This is a genomic window from Brachyspira alvinipulli ATCC 51933, from assembly GCF_000518245.1.
GTDB classification, from domain to species: Bacteria; Spirochaetota; Brachyspiria; order Brachyspirales; family Brachyspiraceae; genus Brachyspira; species Brachyspira alvinipulli.
Window position 1 is genome coordinate 52406 of sequence record NZ_JADF01000020.1, and the last position, 18339, is coordinate 70744.

At 26.4% G+C, this 18339-nt stretch carries 29 protein-coding genes; 24 read left to right on the plus strand and 5 right to left on the minus strand.

Annotated elements, in window-relative coordinates; all coding sequences use genetic code 11:
- Positions 1-86: 86 nt before the first annotated feature.
- The 13 genes from T324_RS0103370 to T324_RS18730 all read left to right on the plus strand — a co-directional run bounded on the left by T324_RS0103370 (position 87) and on the right by T324_RS18730 (position 6078).
- Complete coding sequence (locus T324_RS0103370; protein ID WP_028328963.1) at positions 87-998, plus strand: hypothetical protein; 912 nt, start codon at positions 87-89, stop codon at positions 996-998.
- The gene (locus T324_RS0103375) at positions 964-1815 is read left to right on the plus strand and encodes an AAA family ATPase (RefSeq protein WP_028328964.1); all 852 of its coding nucleotides are present in this window, start codon (positions 964-966) and stop codon (positions 1813-1815) included. Before T324_RS0103370 ends, T324_RS0103375 begins: the two co-directional genes overlap by 35 nt.
- A gap of 58 nt (positions 1816-1873) precedes the next feature.
- Positions 1874-2137, plus strand: a complete 264-nt coding sequence (locus T324_RS0103380; RefSeq protein WP_028328965.1) for a hypothetical protein — start codon at positions 1874-1876, stop codon at positions 2135-2137.
- 11 nt (positions 2138-2148) lie between these two features.
- Positions 2149-2427: a hypothetical protein gene (locus T324_RS0103385; protein ID WP_028328966.1), complete on the plus strand. Its 279-nt coding sequence runs from the start codon at positions 2149-2151 to the stop codon at positions 2425-2427.
- Positions 2428-2496: 69 nt separating this feature from the next.
- Entirely contained in the window at positions 2497-2766 is a 270-nt protein-coding gene (locus T324_RS0103390) for an HNH endonuclease (protein WP_028328967.1), read from the plus strand.
- Positions 2767-2775: 9 nt separating this feature from the next.
- Complete coding sequence (locus tag T324_RS0103395) at positions 2776-3015, plus strand: hypothetical protein (protein WP_038374994.1); 240 nt, start codon at positions 2776-2778, stop codon at positions 3013-3015.
- Positions 3012-3881, plus strand: coding sequence for a hypothetical protein (locus tag T324_RS0103400; protein WP_028328969.1), 870 nt, complete (start codon positions 3012-3014; stop codon positions 3879-3881). Before T324_RS0103395 ends, T324_RS0103400 begins: the two co-directional genes overlap by 4 nt.
- Positions 3882-4023: 142 nt before the next feature.
- Complete coding sequence (locus T324_RS0103410) at positions 4024-4248, plus strand: hypothetical protein (protein WP_028328970.1); 225 nt, start codon at positions 4024-4026, stop codon at positions 4246-4248.
- A 3-nt stretch (positions 4249-4251) separates the two neighbouring features.
- Positions 4252-4545, plus strand: a complete 294-nt coding sequence (locus tag T324_RS0103415; RefSeq protein WP_028328971.1) for a hypothetical protein — start codon at positions 4252-4254, stop codon at positions 4543-4545.
- Positions 4529-4768 (plus strand): hypothetical protein, encoded by a 240-nt coding sequence (locus tag T324_RS0103420; RefSeq protein ID WP_028328972.1) that lies wholly within the window; start codon positions 4529-4531, stop codon positions 4766-4768. The genes T324_RS0103415 and T324_RS0103420 overlap by 17 nt, the downstream gene beginning before the upstream one ends.
- Positions 4765-4932, plus strand: a complete 168-nt coding sequence (locus tag T324_RS18240; RefSeq protein WP_084548608.1) for a group-specific protein — start codon at positions 4765-4767, stop codon at positions 4930-4932. The genes T324_RS0103420 and T324_RS18240 overlap by 4 nt, the downstream gene beginning before the upstream one ends.
- Before the next feature lie 70 nt (positions 4933-5002).
- Positions 5003-5950: a tyrosine-type recombinase/integrase gene (locus T324_RS0103425; protein ID WP_028328973.1), complete on the plus strand. Its 948-nt coding sequence runs from the start codon at positions 5003-5005 to the stop codon at positions 5948-5950.
- Positions 5950-6078, plus strand: coding sequence for a hypothetical protein (locus T324_RS18730; RefSeq protein ID WP_281171795.1), 129 nt, complete (start codon positions 5950-5952; stop codon positions 6076-6078). Before T324_RS0103425 ends, T324_RS18730 begins: the two co-directional genes overlap by 1 nt.
- Before the next feature lie 61 nt (positions 6079-6139).
- On the opposite strand, the gene T324_RS0103435 is transcribed toward T324_RS18730, so the two are convergent.
- The 3 genes from T324_RS0103435 to T324_RS0103455 form a co-directional block, all read right to left on the minus strand.
- Positions 6140-8167, minus strand: a complete 2028-nt coding sequence (locus T324_RS0103435) for an ATP-binding protein (protein WP_028328974.1) — start codon at positions 8165-8167, stop codon at positions 6140-6142.
- Positions 8168-8238: 71 nt separating this feature from the next.
- Entirely contained in the window at positions 8239-8439 is a 201-nt protein-coding gene (locus T324_RS0103440) for a DUF6290 family protein (protein ID WP_028328975.1), read from the minus strand.
- A 503-nt stretch (positions 8440-8942) separates the two neighbouring features.
- On the minus strand, positions 8943-9212 hold the full coding sequence (locus T324_RS0103455) for a hypothetical protein (RefSeq protein ID WP_028328976.1): 270 nt from the start codon (positions 9210-9212) through the stop codon (positions 8943-8945).
- Positions 9213-9391: 179 nt separating this feature from the next.
- Between T324_RS0103455 and T324_RS0103460 the strand changes: the two genes are divergently transcribed.
- The 7 genes from T324_RS0103460 (at position 9392) to T324_RS0103490 (ending at position 12265) form a co-directional block, all read left to right on the plus strand.
- Positions 9392-9703, plus strand: a complete 312-nt coding sequence (locus T324_RS0103460) for a hypothetical protein (protein ID WP_028328977.1) — start codon at positions 9392-9394, stop codon at positions 9701-9703.
- A gap of 13 nt (positions 9704-9716) precedes the next feature.
- Positions 9717-9950, plus strand: coding sequence for a hypothetical protein (locus T324_RS0103465; protein ID WP_028328978.1), 234 nt, complete (start codon positions 9717-9719; stop codon positions 9948-9950).
- A 168-nt stretch (positions 9951-10118) separates the two neighbouring features.
- Positions 10119-10418 carry a hypothetical protein gene (locus T324_RS0103470; RefSeq protein ID WP_028328979.1) on the plus strand — a complete coding sequence of 100 codons (300 nt, stop codon included), beginning with the start codon at positions 10119-10121 and terminating at the stop codon, positions 10416-10418.
- Between the two features lie 167 nt (positions 10419-10585).
- Positions 10586-10903 (plus strand): hypothetical protein, encoded by a 318-nt coding sequence (locus T324_RS0103475; protein ID WP_028328980.1) that lies wholly within the window; start codon positions 10586-10588, stop codon positions 10901-10903.
- Between the two features lie 152 nt (positions 10904-11055).
- Positions 11056-11358, plus strand: a complete 303-nt coding sequence (locus T324_RS0103480) for a hypothetical protein (RefSeq protein WP_028328981.1) — start codon at positions 11056-11058, stop codon at positions 11356-11358.
- A gap of 162 nt (positions 11359-11520) precedes the next feature.
- Positions 11521-11730, plus strand: coding sequence for a hypothetical protein (locus T324_RS0103485; RefSeq protein ID WP_028328982.1), 210 nt, complete (start codon positions 11521-11523; stop codon positions 11728-11730).
- 160 nt (positions 11731-11890) lie between these two features.
- Complete coding sequence (locus T324_RS0103490) at positions 11891-12265, plus strand: hypothetical protein (protein ID WP_028328983.1); 375 nt, start codon at positions 11891-11893, stop codon at positions 12263-12265.
- Between the two features lie 60 nt (positions 12266-12325).
- Here T324_RS0103490 and T324_RS0103495 read toward each other — a convergent pair whose 3' ends face one another.
- Positions 12326-14098 (minus strand): terminase large subunit, encoded by a 1773-nt coding sequence (locus T324_RS0103495; RefSeq protein WP_028328984.1) that lies wholly within the window; start codon positions 14096-14098, stop codon positions 12326-12328.
- A gap of 5 nt (positions 14099-14103) precedes the next feature.
- Entirely contained in the window at positions 14104-14532 is a 429-nt protein-coding gene (locus T324_RS0103500) for a P27 family phage terminase small subunit (RefSeq protein WP_028328985.1), read from the minus strand.
- A gap of 97 nt (positions 14533-14629) precedes the next feature.
- Between T324_RS0103500 and T324_RS0103505 the strand changes: the two genes are divergently transcribed.
- The 4 genes from T324_RS0103505 to T324_RS0103520 all read left to right on the plus strand — a co-directional run.
- Positions 14630-15541 (plus strand): DNA-methyltransferase, encoded by a 912-nt coding sequence (locus T324_RS0103505; RefSeq protein WP_028328986.1) that lies wholly within the window; start codon positions 14630-14632, stop codon positions 15539-15541.
- Positions 15542-15587: 46 nt separating this feature from the next.
- A complete protein-coding gene (locus T324_RS0103510) occupies positions 15588-16910 on the plus strand; it encodes a phage portal protein (RefSeq protein WP_028328987.1) in 1323 nt (440 codons plus the stop codon).
- A gap of 60 nt (positions 16911-16970) precedes the next feature.
- Complete coding sequence (locus T324_RS0103515; protein ID WP_028328988.1) at positions 16971-17606, plus strand: HK97 family phage prohead protease; 636 nt, start codon at positions 16971-16973, stop codon at positions 17604-17606.
- A gap of 13 nt (positions 17607-17619) precedes the next feature.
- On the plus strand, positions 17620-18339 hold a 720-nt coding region (locus tag T324_RS0103520), incomplete at its 3' end, for a phage major capsid protein (protein ID WP_028328989.1).

An 18339-nucleotide genomic window follows, 5' to 3' on the forward strand; every position in this document is an offset into this window, starting at 1 on the left:
ATATTTGTAAAAAAATACAATTACGGAGGCAGTTTAATGTTAGTACGAAAATTGACTTATAAAAAAATATTAGGCGGTAGAGAATAATGGCAGAGTTAGAAAAGTTTTCGGCACTTTACGGAAAAATAGATTATCCTGCAGATTTGTTAACAACACCTTTTGAAGTGCTTGAATATAGAACTAGACTAGGATTAACAACAAGCGAGTTTGAGTTTATATGCTGGATATTTCATTTAGTAAATAAAGATTTTAATGAAATTAGAGATAAAGATATCAGCAGAAGATGCACAAGACAAAGAAAAAGCCTGCAGGCAAAAGGCTATTTAAAAATAAAAATAGCAAGAACATATAAAGACAAACGATGTATAAAAGTAGGATTAGTATATGACTTTACTAATTTGAAAAATAAAATTGAAGAGCTGAAAGAAGAAGATAAAAAACTTCAGGAACTCGAAGCTCCTGTTACTGTGATATATGATGAGCCTAGTTTGTTTAATGAAGATGTGGACGAAAGCCCAATATATCCTGCAAAACTTTTAACAGATCATAAAGAGATAAAAGAGCTTCAGATGCAAAGTGAGTTTTTAGAAAAGTTTAAAAAATTGTATGAAGAATTATTGCTTGAAAAATTAGATTATTCAGTGAGAGCAAGATATAAAAAAGAGTTATTAAATATTTTTAAGGATAGAATAAATAACAATATTGATGATATTTTAGAAACTGTAAAAATAAGATTTTTAAAACTTAAAAAATCAAACTCATTAGGAAGTCGGCCATCTTTAAAACTTCAGGATTTAACAAAGTATGCTCTATTAGAAACACAGGAAGAAAAACAAAATAATACAAACAAAGAAAATAAAACTCAAAGCAAAGAAACACAGGAAACAAAAAAGATATCAATACCAAGCGGAATTGATAAACTTAATTATTTATTAAAAATTATAGAAGAAGGAGGAAACCTAGATGATGCGTATTCACAAATTGCCAATTGCGGATAGCAGTTACTGTCTGCAAAGCTATAAAAAATATTTGGAAGAATTAAAATCAAAAGCAAGGGACGGAAAAGATCCAAAGTGTACTAAATGCGACAACTACGGATTTTTAAAAGTTTCAGATGATTTAAGTTTTTCAGGGAGAAGATACAGCCTACCAACTATGTGCGACTGTGTCAGCGATGAAAAAACTAAAATATCAGAAAAGATAGAAAGAATTGAGAGCATTATCAAAACATATAATTTAGTATTCGGTACATTGGACAATGAAATGACTTTGGATATTTTTGCAGAAAGATTTAATCAAACTGAGCTGATTAATTCTATAAAAAAATATCTGAATGTAGGAAGTACAATGTCATTATATTTCAGAGGTAAAAGCGGAACAGGCAAAACTACAATGCTTAAAATGTTATGGCAGATATACGCTATTAATAATATAAAAGTAATGTATATGAAAGCAAGCCATTTTGAAGATTTATATAAAAACTTATTTAATCAAAATGCTAAGGATAAAGATATGAAAGCTACTATTGATAAAAAAATAGATAATGCCAAAAATGCAGATATTATTATGATAGATGATATTGACAGCGTAGGTTTTCATTATGCTATAGATGGATACTATAAAATATTTGACAATATCAGAAGCGGAGAAAAAACAGTTATTCTTACATCAAATAAAAGCTATGATGATCTCTTAAAAAGTTTAAATAAAAAAACAGATGCTGAATATATAAAAGGCAGACTTACAAGCCGTCTTCTAAACTTAAAAGTAGTAGATATAGAAATGCAGAAGTCTAAAGAATTAATAACTGCTTAAATAGTCAAAATGTTATTTTGGTTATTTTTATAGGATTTTATTAAAAGAGGAAGTTTATATGCTTAAAATATTAACAGATGATAGTTTATTTCTTATTGAAAAACCTATCCGCATATATAAAGATAATATTGAGAATAATCAATTAGTAATAGAAAGATATCATTTAATTATTGAAGATGATAAAAAAAATAAAATGCTTATTTTATCTTCAGATTGTTTAGATACTATTGATAGAGCATATGAAGAACTTTGTAATAAAATCATCTATAGAGATAATAATATAAAAACAGATTTATTTTTTAATTTTACAAATTATAAATAAGGAGATAAAAAATGATATTTTTAGAAAAATTGCGTGAACATTATGTTTGTACAAAAATAGCTATTTTAGAAGTTGTATCAAATAAAATAGCTGAACAATATCCTGTATTAAAAGATGATATGGAGATTAAAAGAAATAGATTAGAAATTAATAATGATTTATGCAACTGCTATATAGATTTAGAAGATGGAGCATTTAAAATATGTATAGATGGACAGACTCCGTACTGCTATGAAGATTTTGAATCAGTGTTAACTGATATAGAAGATGAGATAGCTAATAATGAATAATGTTATATTAATAAGTTGTCAACAGTGTTGATCACTTGTAAATAAAATGTTTGTAAAAGAGTGTTTATGATAAGAAGTGATGATAAAGCATATAGAAAATACAAAAGCAAGAAGTGGCGTGCATTGAGAGAAAGTTTTTTAAAAGAAAATCCGCTTTGTAAAAACTTCGCTGAGTGCCATAATTTTGCTGAACATATAGATCATATAAAAAGAGTAGAAAGTGAAGATGATCCGCTCTTTTATGATAAAAATAACCTGCAGGCTTTATGCAAAAGCTGCCATTCCAGAAAAACAGCAAAAGAAGATGGAGCTTTTGGAAATAAGAAAAAAGATTATTAGGATATACTTATGAATATAAAAACAAATAATCAAAAACAATATATACATATAGAACGAGATAATAAAGAAAAACATATTATTATTGATACTAAAAATATTAGCATCGAAGATACAATTTATTTATTAACTGAGTTTATATACTTTGTAACTAATAAAGAAAACATACCTTCAGATAAATTTGCAAATCTAATAAAAGATGCAGTAAAACTTAAAATGAAATTAGAAAATAAAAAAGGAAATGAACAATGAGAGAGCTGCATGTTATAGAAGATGAAGGAGTTTTTGGTATAACTTTTAAGTCGGACAATAAAGAAGAGGCTAATACTGTTATGAGGGCTATACAGAGGTTTATATCAAAAGTTAGTAAAAAAGAAATAAAAGAAAATATTGATGACAACAGTAAATCTTCTGAAAAAGACTATTCAAGATGTCCTATAGATGGTCCTAGTAAAGGTGTATATTTAAATCTATTCAGCAATGACAAGTTAATTGAACTGTACAATAATGATGAGCTAGAGCAAGGGTATAAAGATTATATAAAAAATGAATTAAATAGCAGAGGTATTTTTGATTTAAGTATGACTAAATCAGAAAATAATGAAACATCAAAAAAAATAGAACTTGAAAATAAAATAAAAGCTATAACAAACGGCAGAGCATACAATGAACTTACAGACGAAGAACTTGAAAAAATAATTCCATTAGATAAAGAATTATCTGCTTTCTATAATACTACAGAAACTGCAAAACATATTTTACAAGGCAGAAAGTTTAATCATAGCCGTGAACTTGAAAATAAAATAACACAAGGAAGAAGGCTATCAGAACTTACTCTTGAAGAATTGAAAGAATTAGAAAAAGTAACAATGCTTGAACATTACAGAAAAGATATAAGAAAAGAAATTGATAAAAGAGAAAATAAATATTTTGAAGAAACATTAGAAGAGGATAATGGAATAATATCTTTCGGTGAAGATGATTCAAATTATAGAATAGATGAAGAGGATGAAGAAGATCCATTAAGTGTAGATACAGATAATATTAATAATTGGGATTTTGATGCAGATGGTGATAAAGTGGATAGCGAAGGCAATAAAATGCTTTTTGATTATTAGTTTATAAATGAATAACAATTAAGGAGATAAATTAAATGAAAGGAAAGATAAGAAAACAATTAAAAATAATATCAGGTCAAAAAATAAACCTAAATATTAAAGCAATAAAAAATTTAACAGAACACCAGAAAAAAGTAGGGAAATGATTAAGGCTATTATTAATTATAATGATGTAAATGATGAGTTCAGAAGAATGAATGATATTTTAGGAGTATTAAAATATAGATATAAAAATATTAATGTTAGTTATAAAAAACTAAAAAAGAAAAATGAACTGTTTGTAACCATAAATAATGAAAGATTAGACTGCAATCATAGTTTAGAGTTTTATATGCAGGCAGTAGAAAATATATTAAATAAGGTTTAAAAAATGCTGAGTAAAAATAAAATACTATTAAGACAAAAAATAAAAAGTGTATTAAAAAATATGCTGCCGTTTAATGAATTAGACTTTAACATTCATTTTGATAGAGATTACAAACAATTAAAATATATAGACTTATATATGTGTAATGAGTATATAAGAATAAAAAAAGGAACTAAGCTTGAAAATATATCTGATAAAAATAATAAAATAAGAAAATGTTTAAAAGATATATATAAAGAGTTTGAAGAAGAAATACAGAACTTATTTGATAGGAGTTATTATGACTTTGAAGAATAAAGCTAATAAATATAAAGCTATTTATAAACGAATAAAAAGGCGTGTTAGATATGATTGGCATAAAAAGGTAAGTTATAAAAATCAAACAGATGTTATAGCAAGATTAAAAATATTCATAAAAGTTGGTAAAAAATATCAATGTTTATTATTCAAGAGAGTTTCAAAACTTCCTAGAAAATTAGCTTATGAAAATTATTATAGTAAGGTAGAGATATATAAATGATTGTTTATCAAATCGGTTCTATAATTTTTACAATATTCGGATTAATGTCCATTTATATAAGTATCACATCAAAAAATGAAATCGCTAAGGCTTTTTATTTACTTTGTTTCTTTTTATCGAATATAACAGCTTTGCTTTGTGATATAGTAATAAAATTAAATTAGGAGTTATAAAAGTTTATATTCTTTTCTATATATAAGGGCTTTTGCCTTTAATTTATGGAAAGGTATAAATATGTCTTCTAAAAAAAAGAATGAATTAATATTAAAAAGGAATAATATAATAAGCCAAGAGCAAGCAGAACTTCTTTACAAACAAGCTAACTACTTAAATATACTTGACTATATGAAAGAAGAGCAGCTTATTAAACAGATAGATTATGAAACAGAGAAAGAAAACTTTTTTAAGCAATGTTCAAAAACAAAAAGCAATCACACAAAAAGACAGTATAAAAACGGACTTAATAAACTAGAGGAATACTGTAAAATGAATAATAAGAATATTTTATTTATTAAAGCAAGAGAAGCTGATGATTTTATAACAGAAGTTAATTCTAGTGAGCTTTCTAATTTAAGTGTACGTGCATTAGTTTCTTCCTGTTCCTCTTTCTTTTCATTTTTAGAAAGAAGATATCCATTTATGAAAAATCCTTTTCGAGGTACAAAAACTCGTCCGCCTGTGAAAAATAAAAAACGTTTGGAAGTACCAACTAAAAAAGAAATTGAATTAATAATTAAAGATGTATCAGATCCGCTTATAAAAGTGGCCATCATTTTTATAATGGAATGCGGTGTGCGTGTTGGTGCTTTATCTAATTTAGAAATTAGAAACAATCCCACAGGGACACATTCGTGTAAATATTATTCTTATTCAAAAGGAAAAGAAATAAGCTGGAAAGTTACTGACAAAGTTATTAAATTATTAAAACAGAATAATCTCTCTTTTAATAATCCTTTCAAAAATAAAAGTTCTGAAGTAATAAGAAACATCTTTTATAGAAGTTCAAAGCGTTTATATGAACAAGGCAAAATAAAAGCTGCCTACTCTATACACGATATAAGGCATTATTTTGCTGTTACTCTATACAAACAAACCAAAGACATAGAACTTATTAGACAGGCATTAAATCATAGTAGTATAGCTATAACAGGAATATACTTAAAAAGTTTGGAGGTAGAATAATGAAAAAAAGATTAATAGTTTGCAGATTCAAATATAAAGAATATAAACTACTAAAAAGATTAGCTAAAGAAAATAATATGAGCGTACGTAAGTATATAAAAAAACTTATTTTAGAATATAGTAAATAAACTGTTGCGATAATTTGTGTTATCGAAATTATAATTAATATTGTAAAACAAGAATGCATAACTAGTTTTTATTATTTATAATTGTCAATTTAGATTTTATATTCTTAAAGTCTAAATTTGGGTATTTTGTATCTAAATTATTAAATATATAATCGTCTATGACTTTTAATTCATTTCCCATATAAGTTAATTTATCTCTATTAATTTTTATTAAATCAATCCATTGCATAATCCATATTTCTATATTGTTATCATTAAATGTAAAAGTTGGTTCTTTTAATTTTATAGTATTTTTTAATTTGTTATTTATACTTGAACCAATTAATATTAATTTAAATTTAACATCAGTTTTAGATATTTTATTAGATTCATTTATAAGATTAGCATAATCTTGTATTTGTTCAACTTCTTTATATCCTATATGAAGAGATGGTCTTTTCAATTCCACAATTAATACTTCATGTCTATTAGTATATTTAAAATCAACCCAAAAAAACAGATCAGTTATTTTTTTTATTTCATTTTTTATTGTTATTTCATCTGCTTCATTTGTATTTTTAATAATATTGTTTCTTAAGTCAATTAAATTATTACCAAGATTTTTATCACTTTTCAATATGGTATTATGACTATATTCTTCTCCAAATATCCATAGTTCTTTTTCTACAATTTTATGCAATTCTTGTCTTTCTAATATATATTTAGATATATCATCAGCATAGTTTATTTTTTCTAAAAAATCTAAAAAACACATTTTAGAAGCTACATCATCAGCAAAAGGAATGATTTTATCTAATTCTGTTTTATCTACCAAATCATTAAATCTTTCAATTAGATCTTTTGGTAAAATACTAATATTGTTAATAATTTTCATAAAATTTGGATTTTCTATACATCCATTTAATAATGGATAAATTATTTTAATAAGATCCTTATTTTTATTAGATAATAACTTATATTTTTGTTCTATTGAGTATGCTATTTGAATAAAAGCATATTCTTTACTTTTAGAAGAACTTTCTTCATTTTTATACGGATAATTATCATCTTTTATTAATTTAGATTTGAAATCAAAATATTCTTGATATTGTTCTAGAAAAAAATTTTCTATATCTATCCTTACTTTATCTAAAAAATTTTTTATATTAATATCAATATCATTAAAATCCATATTTTCAAAAATATCTAAATTATCATCTATATATTGCGAATCAACATATATATGCCAACTTATTTTTGCTTTTCCTTTATAAGGTATATCAATTTCTATTTCAAAATAATTTAATATATTTTTAACACCGTTATTTTCTGTTCTTATACAAATCGTTTTATTTTCCTTATTATTTTTTGATTTATGTTCTATAATATCATACTGAATGGAGTAATTATTATATTCACTATTAAATTGTTTTCTAGATAATTGATAATCTTCTGCATTAACTTTTTTTTCATTAACAAAAAAAGAAATATTTTTATCAAGCATTTCTACAGGATAAGTAGTAAACAATGATAAACCTATATTTTCTATTTTTAATGCATTATTAATTTTATGTTTTCTTTTATTATAGTTTATATCTTCTTCTGTAATCATATCTTTAATTTCTATTAAAAAATATGTGTCTTCTTTTGAATCAAAAATATCATGAAATATTTCTACTTCTTTATCTATATATCCAAGTTGAAGCTCATCTAGTTTTAATGTACAGTAGGTTTTTGTATATTTTTCTAAAGTTTTATCGTATGAAATCGTTTCAAAATATACTGTTTTACCAAATTGAAAAACAGAAAATCTTCCAGTACCTTTCCCTTTAGGTTTTATGTCTGTAGCTATTTCTAATATTTTTTTTGGAAAATCACTAAATGATACTCCAACACCATCATCTCTAATCGATAAAAAAGATATACTATCCTTTATTAATTCATTAGGAGAATTAGATTCCATATTCAATTCTATAATTTTTGCTGATGCTTGGATAGAATTATTTATAAGTTCACATAATGCTAAAAAAGTATTGTTTTTATCTATTAAAGCACTTGTTATTAATCTTCCATTTACTTTTATTAATTTACTTTCTTTTTTTACAGACATAATTAATTCCTAATATTTATATATAATGTATTACGATAACCTTTATTATCGCAACACCTATAATCAATAAATTATATATTTAATTCTTTTAATACAGCATCTCTAATATATTGAGATACACTGACATTGTTCTGTTCTGCTTTTTCTTTTATTAGGAGCTGTTCTTTTTCACTAACACGCATATATAATTTAATGTCAAGCCTATCTTCTGTCTTTCTTTTTGGTCCAGAGTTAGCTCTAGCCCCTCCCCAGCTATTTTTTTTATTATCCATTATTATGACCTCTTTTCAATAAAAGAACTAATACTACTATATTAAGTGATAATGATACTACAGATAATATTGCATTTACAGTTGTTAACATCTTGACAACTCCTTTATAATGTATATAATATTAACTATGGAAGTCAGGAGCCAAGTCGGCTAACTTAGCTCCCTTTCGTGACTAATAAAAATTATTTTTTAATTTTTATTAGTTTAACCACAATTACGATAAGAGTCACGATATCAATAATTGTAGCTATGAAAGTTAAGACTTCCATAATTACCTCCTTCATTTCTTTAGGATTGATTATATTATACTACAATCTTGAAAATTGTCAATACTATTCAAGTAGTAAATAATAATTTATTTTAATTTTTTTCTTATCTGAATTATAACTGATTTATATTCAATTGGCTGGGGGTGGGGAAAATCTCTGTGGGCTTTTACTCGGTGCAACGAGTGGGGAGTCTTTTATGCATGGCGATAACTTTTTTATTAGGGGGTATCAATATCATTTTTCTAATTCTTTAATTTTATTTTCTAATTCATCAATTCTTTTTACAGTTTCTTCTAATTCTTCCACTCTTTTCTTTAATTTCTGCATTTCACTGCCTTTTTCTTCGTATTCTTTTTTAGCTTTTGCAACACAAGCCTGCACAAAACCACCAAATGTAGAATTAGAATAATTTAGAGGATCTGCTTTAGCTTTTTCAACCATTTTTACAATCCATCTATATATATCTTGATTAAAATTAATAGTTATACCATTCCTAGAATCCATTAATATTCTCCTTTTTTGAATTATATTATTTATTTATAAAAAGTTATAAAAATAACCAATTTAACAATTTGGCAATTTAAAAGTCTGAAAAATAACTTTTTGCGGAAAAGAACTTGCTATCTTTTGGAACAGAGTTATTGTCATCACATAAATAATTAATTAAAAAAGGTAATCAAAAAATGAATCAAGAAGTAATCAAAAATGTAGAGCTTATATTAAATAAATTATTAGAGACAGAGCATTTAACAATAGAAGTTCTTAGTAATCAAATAAAAATATTTGCATACGGAAAACACATAGCAGATTTTTCAGTATCTTATGGAAGTTATTATAACTTAAAATCCTATACACCAACTGAAAATTGCATAGGTGATTCTGACATAGCGGATAGAGATGTATATGCAGACTTATTATTATTAATATCAAAAATGTTAAGAACAAATAACTATACTAATATAATGAAAATATTAGAAACTCTTATAAGTAAATAAATGGAGGTTATATATGCAAGATAAAATAACAACATTAGAAGATGCCAAAAAAAAATTAGGTCATAATTTATTAATATTAGAAAACAAAAACAGTATTATAGTATTTGATAGAGAGAAATATGCTTTATATAAAAAAAATGTGAACTGTATAATTTTTACTAAAGAAGGGAAATTTAAATATTATTCAAGTATGACTAACGATTTAAGATTACGTAAAAGATTATATGAACAGCTGTTAAAGAAGTGATAAAGAAAAATAATTTTTGTAGGGCTGTTTTAACAGCCCTATTTTTTCCTTAATTTTTAAAAAATAAGTGAGAAAAAATTATAGTTTCGCAGGAAAAGAACTTGCTATCTTTTGGAACAGAGTTATTGTCATCACATAAATAAATAATTAAAAAAGAGGTAATTAAAAATGATTAATTTTAGTTTGAATGATATAAAAGAAGGATTAAAAGAATACTACTCAGAAAAAGCAGCTGAATTATTAGCAGAACATTTGGTAGTAAAAGAGCAAGGAGCAAGTTTACCAATTTTAGCTTCATTAAATGAAAATGATGAATATGAAGTATCTATAGGCTATGATCTTATTAAAGATGTTTATCAAGAGTTTGATACAGAGGGCTTTATTAAATATTTAGAAGAAAATGAAAATCTGTATGGTGATAATATATTAATTAGTGATGATAATTTAGTAATATGCTATATAGAATAATAATATAATTATTATATTAAATGAGGGGCATTAATCCCCTTATTTTTTGCCTTAATTTTAAGAAATAAATGTGAAAAAATTATAGTTTCGCAGGAAAAGAACTTGCTATCTTTTGGAACAGAGTTATTGTCATCACATAAATAAATAATTAAAAAGAGGTAAATAAAATGACAACTTTTACATTAGATAGTATTGCTAAAAAAATATTAGAAAACACTAATTTTTCTAAAAATTCATCTGAGACAATAGCTAATTTTATAATAGAAGATGATTGCTTTACACTTGAAGAAGATTTTTTTTCAAGGGTATATGATAAAGAAAAAAAAGAACTTATAATTGATGTTGATATACAAGTAATATTAAATGTATTTAAAGAGTTCACTACTAAAGAATTTATAGATTTTGTTAAAGATAAAAAGAATAAGTTTGATAAGAATAAAATAATGAAAAAAGGAGCTAATTATATATTGTATAGAATGTTTTAATATCAAAAAATAAGGGGCTTTAAAGCCCCTTATTTTTTTGCCTTAATTTTAGTAAATAAGTAAGAAAAAAATAACTTTTTTCGGAAAAGAAGTTGCTATCTTTTGGAACAGAGTTATTGTCATCACATAAATAATTAAAAGAGGTAATTACAATGGATAAAAAAGAAATATTAAAAAACATAGAAGAAGATATGCTCATTATTATAGAAGTTCAAAAGAACAGCAGTGATGATTTATTCTTAAAGGGATTTTTAATTGATAATTTGTATGATATAGCAGATAATGAAAATGCATTTTATAAAGAAGAGTTAAATGAACACGTAAAATATTGTAATTCTTGTAATTATTATTATTTTACTATTATAGATAATGATGATGTGGATAGAATAAAAGGTGATGTAGTAAGGTTACCAAACGATTATATGACAGCAGTACATTTATTTAAACTTCTTTAATATTATATTTAATTGTATAAAGGGGCATTAAAGCCCCTTATTTTTGCCTTAATTTTAAGAAATAAATGTGAAAAAATTATAGTTTCGCAGGAAAAGAACTTGCTATCTTTTGGAACAGAGTTATTGTCATCACATAAATAATTAAAAAAGAGGTAATTAAAAATGATTCAATTAGAAAGATATTTTAGAATATACGGTGAGGCAACTAAGGCATTAAGAGAATGCAAATATGAAAATGCTAGTTATTTATTTAATTTGTTATTATCTTTTTTTGAAGAAGATAAAGAATCTATAAAAGATTATGAACATTTAATAGAAGTATTAAAAAAGAATATAGAGGCATGTGACATATTAAATAATAATAATATTTAATTATGATATTGAAAAATAAGGGGCTTAATACCCCTTATTTTTTGCCTTAATTTTAATTAATAAGTGAGAAAAAATAACTTTTTTGCGGAAAAGAACTTGCTATCTTTCCAAACAGAGTTATTGTCATCACATAAATAATTAAAAAAAGAGGTAATTAAAAATGAATAAACAATTAAAAAAAGAATTAGCAATAATAAAAAACAATAATGAAGAGGCTACAAAAGCAATAAGGGAATTATTAACTAATGATAAATTAGATGTTGATTTGAATAGATATAATGCAGAAGTTAATTTTAATAATGAGGAGATAGTAAGAACTGATAAAGATAGAAATGGAAAAATAACATCTTCTTTCAAAGTATACAGCATGAGAGTAGATACTAATACAAGCGATGATATTATAAATAATTATGCAGATTTTTTAGAATTATCATCAAGAATGATGAGAAAAGAAATGCAAACAAAAATAAATAAATTATTAGGTTATTATATAACAAAAACAGAAACAGAAATAGACAATTTGAAAGTATCGTAAACTTTTTTTAATTATTTATGAATGGATACTTTATATATAATAATATATAAAGTATCCAGATTATAATGTAAATACACCTTCACTTTCATAAATACTTTTCGTATCTTCAAAATGATTTTTAATTACTCTATGAAGAGCCATAATAGAGGCTACAACACCATCTATTCTTTTATACGATCTTCTTCTGTCAGGTTTTACAGGAAGATAATTATCCCTACCATCTGTTTTTACTTCACAGCAGCTTATCATCCAATTAAGAACAGCATTATTACCATGTAAAAGTTTACGTTCATCTATAGTTTTTTCAAATAAAGAAGTTCCTTCAGATAAACCGCCGACAGCAAAAGACTGCCTAACCTGTTCCATTTTGAAGCCTTCGCTTTCTAAGTGTGTTACTATTTCAATAGCTTTCCAAGGATCATAAGCTATTTCTATAATTTCAAAATCTTTCGCATCATTTAAGATTGAAGATTCTATAATATTAAAATCTATTATATCACCGCTTGTTAAAGTAATTAAACCTTGAGAAGCCCATAATTCATAAGGTACTCTGTCCTCTTTAGAACGCTGCCTTATATTTTCTTTAGGCATAAAGAAGCGAGGCAGAAGTATATACGGACCATTATCAATAGAATCAAAACATAAAACATAGGCTGCTATATCTCTTGTAGTTGCTAAATCCAAACCTATGCAGGCTTTTCTGCCTTTTAATTCATTTATATTTATACTTTGATGTAAATAAGATTTAAGCCATCTGTCAGAAGATATCCAAACCTCGCTTGCCTGTGTCCAAACATTCAAGTTTTTTGTAAGTATATCAGTTCGCTGAATAGGTTTATCCAGTCCTTCCAAAAGCCTAGATTTTAGGTAACTATCTTTTACAGAAACATTTATATTAGGATTAGCTTGAAAAATAATTTTATTTATTAATTCTTCCTGCTTTGAAATATCTTCATTTTTATTTAATTTTTCTTTATATTCAGACATAAATATCCAAATATCATTGATGTTATCAGGCTCGTATATTATAGTAAAATACTCATCATTATTTAATGAACCTTGTAATACTTGCTTAGCATATTCATATTCAGAAAAACATACTGAAGATTTATCAAATCCAGCAGTAGTAATTATAAATATAAGTGGCTGCCTTCTAGCTCCCATTCCTGACTCAAGAACATTTAATAATTCATTATCAGGATGTGCATGGTACTCATCTACTATAACCAAATGCGGATTTAATCCGTCTTCAGTGTTGCTATCCTGTCCTAATGGTTTTGATTTTGAGGCAGTATCTTTTTTCTTTGTAATTGTAGAAGTTTGTTTATATGTAATCGCTTCTTTATTAAGAGCTTTTGCTTTTCTTATTTGCCTTTCGCTTTCACTCCATGCTATTTTCGCTTGATCTTTTTTAGTAGCTATATAGTATATTTCAACTCCAGCCTCTGCAGGACTGTCGCAGAAAAAACAATAATTACCAATGCCAGATGCAAAAGTAGTTTTTCCATTCTTCCTACTCACCTGAACATAAGCCTTTTTAAATCTTCTTAAATTATTTTCCTTTCTCCTCCATCCGAATATGCTTGCTATTATAAATTGTTCCCAAGATTCTAATATAATATTATGATTTGCCCATTCTCCTTTTGTATGTACTAAAGATTGAATAAAAGTAATAGGACGTTTAGCTTCGTTCTCATCAAAATAAAAAGGATAATCATTATTTTTTGATTTTTCTATATCGTCCAAATGCCTTTTCACAGATAAAAAAGCAGCTTGACATACTGGTAATTCTTTATTTATAACTTTATTGATATATTCTTCATATGTATACATCATATTTAACCATTTATCATTTTTTCAAGCGGATCATCCTCTTCTATAGTATCAGGTGTAGGAACTTTCTTTTTGGAAGCAGGAGTTAAACCAAACTCAGTAAGCATTTTTGTATATGCTGTTATGGCTTTATGATATGCTAAATATTCACCCATAGTTTGAGAGTTTTTACCTGCTAAATAGCCTGCTATAGAACCGCCTTCATTAATCATAGCTTCATAAAGATTCATAGCATCACCATAATGTAGGCATAAAAGTTCAAATGCTGATAAATCAGCTTCTCCAAGCATATTTTTTTCAGCAAAAATAGGAGCAAGTTCCTCCCATTTTTTTAAAGAATACCCACTAAAATATTCTGGTGGATTTGGTATTATAACGGCTTTTTTCGGCTTATTTTTGGCGTTTTTTGGGGCTTTTTTAGCTTTATCAGGCATTAATACTCCTAACAGTATATTTTAGTTAAAAATCTACATTAATAATAAGTAATATAATATTTTATAACTATAATAAAAAAATAATTCAGGAGCTTTTATGTTTAGAAAAGTTGTTATTGGAAACTGTACTTTACTTAAGGGAAATTGCGAAGAGGTTATGGAAGAATTAGAAAGCGATTCTATAAATGCTGTGGCATCAGATCCACCGTATTTATATTTAAAGCATAAACTAGATATACCTTTCAATGAAGATAAAGTATTTGGAGAATGGAAAAGATTATTAAAAAATAATTCTATGATAGCATTTTTTGGAAGAGGAGATGCTTTTTTCAGATGGAACTTAATACTTGACAAATTAGGTTTCAAGTTTAAAGAAAATGCTGTATGGGAAAAAGAAAATGCTTCTAATTATCTAAATAATTTTTTAAGAATACATGAAGATATTTCTTTTCGTAGTTTAGGGAATGCTAATTTAAGAAAGGAATATGTTGACTATTTAGAATATCAAATTAATAAAAATAAATTGGATAGAATAATAGATATTTGGAAAGGATTAAGGAGTGCCTTAAACAGCAAAGATAAAGATGATGTTATTAAATATATAGAGACAGGCATAAAAGAGTTTAATTATGAAAGCAAAAGAAAATATGAAATAACAGCAAGAAAACATCAGGGAGCAAAAAGAGGTGTTAATTTATTTCAGTCTGTGAAGGTAGGAAAAATAGAAACATCTATTATGCGTTGTAATAGAGAGCAATATAAATATCAGCATCCAACACAAAAGCCTGTTGCTTTAATGGAGAGAATAGTTAAATTAGTTTCAGATGAAAACGATACAATACTAGATCCATTTATGGGCGGAGGCAGTACAGGAGTTGCATGTATTAATACTAATAGAAAGTTTATAGGAATAGAGCTAGATGATGAATATTTTGATACAGCAGTAAAAAGAATAAGCAAAGCATATCAAGATAAACAAGAGGATATTATTAATGAAAAAATAGCATAATATAATTAAATAATACTTATATTTCCTTATATTTTTTTATATATATATGCCTATTATAAAAAATATAAGGAATTATATAAAAAAGTGGCTGTTTCCTGATTTCAGTCATATTGACAGTAATAACTTTTTGTCTATTCAAAATGATAAAACTTTATCAGCAGTCAATTCTAATACAGCTTTAACTTTCTCTACAGTATTTGCATGCGTGAGAGTTATAGCTGAAACAATAGCAACCTTACCTCTTTTTATATATAAAATAAATGGAAATAATAAAGTAAAAGCTAAAGATCATTCTTTATATAGCTTATTACATGACTCACCTAATGAAGAATGCACATCAGTATCATTTATAGAAAGTCTAATAACTCAAATACTTCTGCAAGGCAATGGTTTTGTAGAAGTAGTAAGAGATAATTTCAACAGAGTAACAGAACTTTATTTAATAGATTCTAATAAAATACGCATTTTTAGAGATTCAAACGGCAATAAAATGTTTGAATACTCTGATGACGGAAAAATAATCACTTTATCTCCATTACAAGTTATGCATATAGCAGGGCTTGGATGGAACGGAGTGATAGGATACAGTCCAATAGCTATGATGCGTAAGCAAATAACTACAGGACTTTATCAGGATAATTTCGCATTAGATTTCTTTTCTAATGGCGTTAAAAAAGTTCCAATTATTTCACATCCAGATAAATTAAGTGCAGATGCTAAAAAGAACTTAAAAGAAAGTTTCAGAGAGGCTTGGGAAAAAGGCATTGTTGTCCTTGAAGAAGGAATGAAAATAGACCCTATAACAATGAACTTGTCAGATGCACAATTTTTAGAAAGCAGAAGATTTTCGGTAGAAGAAATATGCCGAGTGTTCCGTGTACCTCCGCATTTAATTGGGGATTTAAGCAGGAGTACAAATAATAATATAGAACATCAAAGTATAGAGTTTGTAACGCACACCATAAGACCTTGGTGCGTTCGTATAGAAAAAGCACTGAATGGACATTTATTAAGCGGACCAGAAAGAAAAAAATATAATATAGAGTTCAATTTAGATGGGCTTTTGAGAGGCGATACTCTTACAAGACAGCAAGCAAATCAAATCAAATTAAATAATGGTGTTCTTACTAGAAATGAATGGCGGATACTGGAAAATCTTAACGAAGTAGGAGATGAATACGGAGATGAGTATTTTGTTTCTCAGCAAATAAGACCAATAAAAAGTGTTTATGCCGAAAGGCACCTTGCCGAAGGCACGCACCAAAAGGTGCCTACTAGGCAAAGCGTCGGTGAAACTTCAGAAAATGAGGGCAATAAAGACTTTAATAATGAAAATACAGAAAATAAAGCGAGCCGAACAAGCGAATAAGCCTGCTTATTCGCTCCTATAATGTGAGGCGAGCATAGCAATAATAAAAGGAAGACAAAAATGCCAGTGAAGAATAATGAAATTAGAAGTATAGATATTGATATCCAAAAAAGCACAGACACCGAAGGTGAACCTCTTAAATTAAGAGGCTATGCTATTGTATATAATTCTTTAAGTGAGCCGCTTTATGGGGATTTATTTAGAGAGCGTATAAACAGAGGTGCTTTTACTAAATCATTATTAGAAAATGATCAAGTATGTCTTTGGGGACATGATACAAGATATGTTCTCGGCAGAAAAAGTTCCGGCACATTGATTTTAAGGGAAGATGATAAGGGTTTATATTTTGAAGTGGAACTTCCAAATACTACTTGGGCAAGAGATTTAAAAGAAAGCGTAGACAGAGGCGATATAAAGCAAATGTCTTTCGGATTCAAAGTAGTAAGAGAAAATTGGATTGACAATAAAGAAACATTAAAAGAATATGGAATGCCTATTCGTGAAATAAACGAAATCACTTTACATGAAATATCATTAGTAACATTTCCTGCTTATACGGAAACAAATGTTAGAAATAAAAATGAAGATGCATATATACCTACACCACCTCAAAAATCTGTTATAAATGATGGTTTTGATGATAGAAGTAATGAATATGAGAGAAAAATAAAATATCTAAAAATAAAAAATAAATAAGGAGTATCAAATTATGACACAAGAAGAATTAAGAGCTTTAATAGAAAAACTAAAAAATGAAAATAATTTATCTTTAACAACCATTGATGAACTTATGCAAAAAAGAAATGCATATTCTTCTATGAGTGTAGAAGAGAGAGAAATTAAAAAAGATGATATATCAAAATTGGATAACGATATAGATACTTTAATGCAGTTAATAGAAAACAGAAATAAAGAGATAGAAAGATGCGATAGGCTTCTATCACTTCAAACTAATTCTTCTATGAATAAAAGAAATATAGCTGATAATTTAGATAATGCATCTGCTGATGATAATGAATCTGAATTAAGATCTAAAGTAGATATATGGTTTAGAACAGGCAATGATAAAGAGATACGAGAAACACTTCAAGCAGGAGTAGCTGAAGGAGGCGGATATACTATCGCCCCTCAGTATCTTGTAAAACAAATTATAAAAGATCTTGATGATGCAGTACAAATAAGAAAAAGAGCGAATATAATTCCTGCTATGAACGGATATGCTAGCATAGGAATACCAACTTTAGACAGCGACTTAAATGATCTTGATTGGAAAGCAGAAATAGCAGAGGTTAAAGAAGATACTAGCATGTCTTTCGGCAAAAGAGAAATGAAAGCAAATCAATTAACTAAATTAGTAAAAATTAGTAAGAGATTAATAAAGCAGAGCAATATAGATATTCAGGGTTTGGTACAGCAGAGAATATCATAT

Coding starts and splice junctions, on each gene's coding strand:
- T324_RS0103370 (WP_028328963.1), top strand. CDS start 87: ATGGCAGAGTTAGAAAAGTTTTCGGCACTTTACGGAAAAATAGATTAT.
- T324_RS0103375 (WP_028328964.1), top strand. CDS start 964: ATGATGCGTATTCACAAATTGCCAATTGCGGATAGCAGTTACTGTCTG.
- T324_RS0103380 (WP_028328965.1), top strand. CDS start 1,874: ATGCTTAAAATATTAACAGATGATAGTTTATTTCTTATTGAAAAACCT.
- T324_RS0103385 (WP_028328966.1), top strand. CDS start 2,149: ATGATATTTTTAGAAAAATTGCGTGAACATTATGTTTGTACAAAAATA.
- T324_RS0103395 (WP_038374994.1), top strand. CDS start 2,776: ATGAATATAAAAACAAATAATCAAAAACAATATATACATATAGAACGA.
- T324_RS0103400 (WP_028328969.1), top strand. CDS start 3,012: ATGAGAGAGCTGCATGTTATAGAAGATGAAGGAGTTTTTGGTATAACT.
- T324_RS0103410 (WP_028328970.1), top strand. CDS start 4,024: ATGATTAAGGCTATTATTAATTATAATGATGTAAATGATGAGTTCAGA.
- T324_RS0103415 (WP_028328971.1), top strand. CDS start 4,252: ATGCTGAGTAAAAATAAAATACTATTAAGACAAAAAATAAAAAGTGTA.
- T324_RS0103420 (WP_028328972.1), top strand. CDS start 4,529: ATGACTTTGAAGAATAAAGCTAATAAATATAAAGCTATTTATAAACGA.
- T324_RS18240 (WP_084548608.1), top strand. CDS start 4,765: ATGATTGTTTATCAAATCGGTTCTATAATTTTTACAATATTCGGATTA.
- T324_RS0103425 (WP_028328973.1), top strand. CDS start 5,003: ATGTCTTCTAAAAAAAAGAATGAATTAATATTAAAAAGGAATAATATA.
- T324_RS18730 (WP_281171795.1), top strand. CDS start 5,950: ATGAAAAAAAGATTAATAGTTTGCAGATTCAAATATAAAGAATATAAA.
- T324_RS0103435 (WP_028328974.1), bottom strand. CDS start 8,167: ATGTCTGTAAAAAAAGAAAGTAAATTAATAAAAGTAAATGGAAGATTA.
- T324_RS0103440 (WP_028328975.1), bottom strand. CDS start 8,439: ATGGATAATAAAAAAAATAGCTGGGGAGGGGCTAGAGCTAACTCTGGA.
- T324_RS0103455 (WP_028328976.1), bottom strand. CDS start 9,212: ATGGATTCTAGGAATGGTATAACTATTAATTTTAATCAAGATATATAT.
- T324_RS0103460 (WP_028328977.1), top strand. CDS start 9,392: ATGAATCAAGAAGTAATCAAAAATGTAGAGCTTATATTAAATAAATTA.
- T324_RS0103465 (WP_028328978.1), top strand. CDS start 9,717: ATGCAAGATAAAATAACAACATTAGAAGATGCCAAAAAAAAATTAGGT.
- T324_RS0103470 (WP_028328979.1), top strand. CDS start 10,119: ATGATTAATTTTAGTTTGAATGATATAAAAGAAGGATTAAAAGAATAC.
- T324_RS0103475 (WP_028328980.1), top strand. CDS start 10,586: ATGACAACTTTTACATTAGATAGTATTGCTAAAAAAATATTAGAAAAC.
- T324_RS0103480 (WP_028328981.1), top strand. CDS start 11,056: ATGGATAAAAAAGAAATATTAAAAAACATAGAAGAAGATATGCTCATT.
- T324_RS0103485 (WP_028328982.1), top strand. CDS start 11,521: ATGATTCAATTAGAAAGATATTTTAGAATATACGGTGAGGCAACTAAG.
- T324_RS0103490 (WP_028328983.1), top strand. CDS start 11,891: ATGAATAAACAATTAAAAAAAGAATTAGCAATAATAAAAAACAATAAT.
- T324_RS0103495 (WP_028328984.1), bottom strand. CDS start 14,098: ATGTATACATATGAAGAATATATCAATAAAGTTATAAATAAAGAATTA.
- T324_RS0103500 (WP_028328985.1), bottom strand. CDS start 14,532: ATGCCTGATAAAGCTAAAAAAGCCCCAAAAAACGCCAAAAATAAGCCG.
- T324_RS0103505 (WP_028328986.1), top strand. CDS start 14,630: ATGTTTAGAAAAGTTGTTATTGGAAACTGTACTTTACTTAAGGGAAAT.
- T324_RS0103510 (WP_028328987.1), top strand. CDS start 15,588: ATGCCTATTATAAAAAATATAAGGAATTATATAAAAAAGTGGCTGTTT.
- T324_RS0103515 (WP_028328988.1), top strand. CDS start 16,971: ATGCCAGTGAAGAATAATGAAATTAGAAGTATAGATATTGATATCCAA.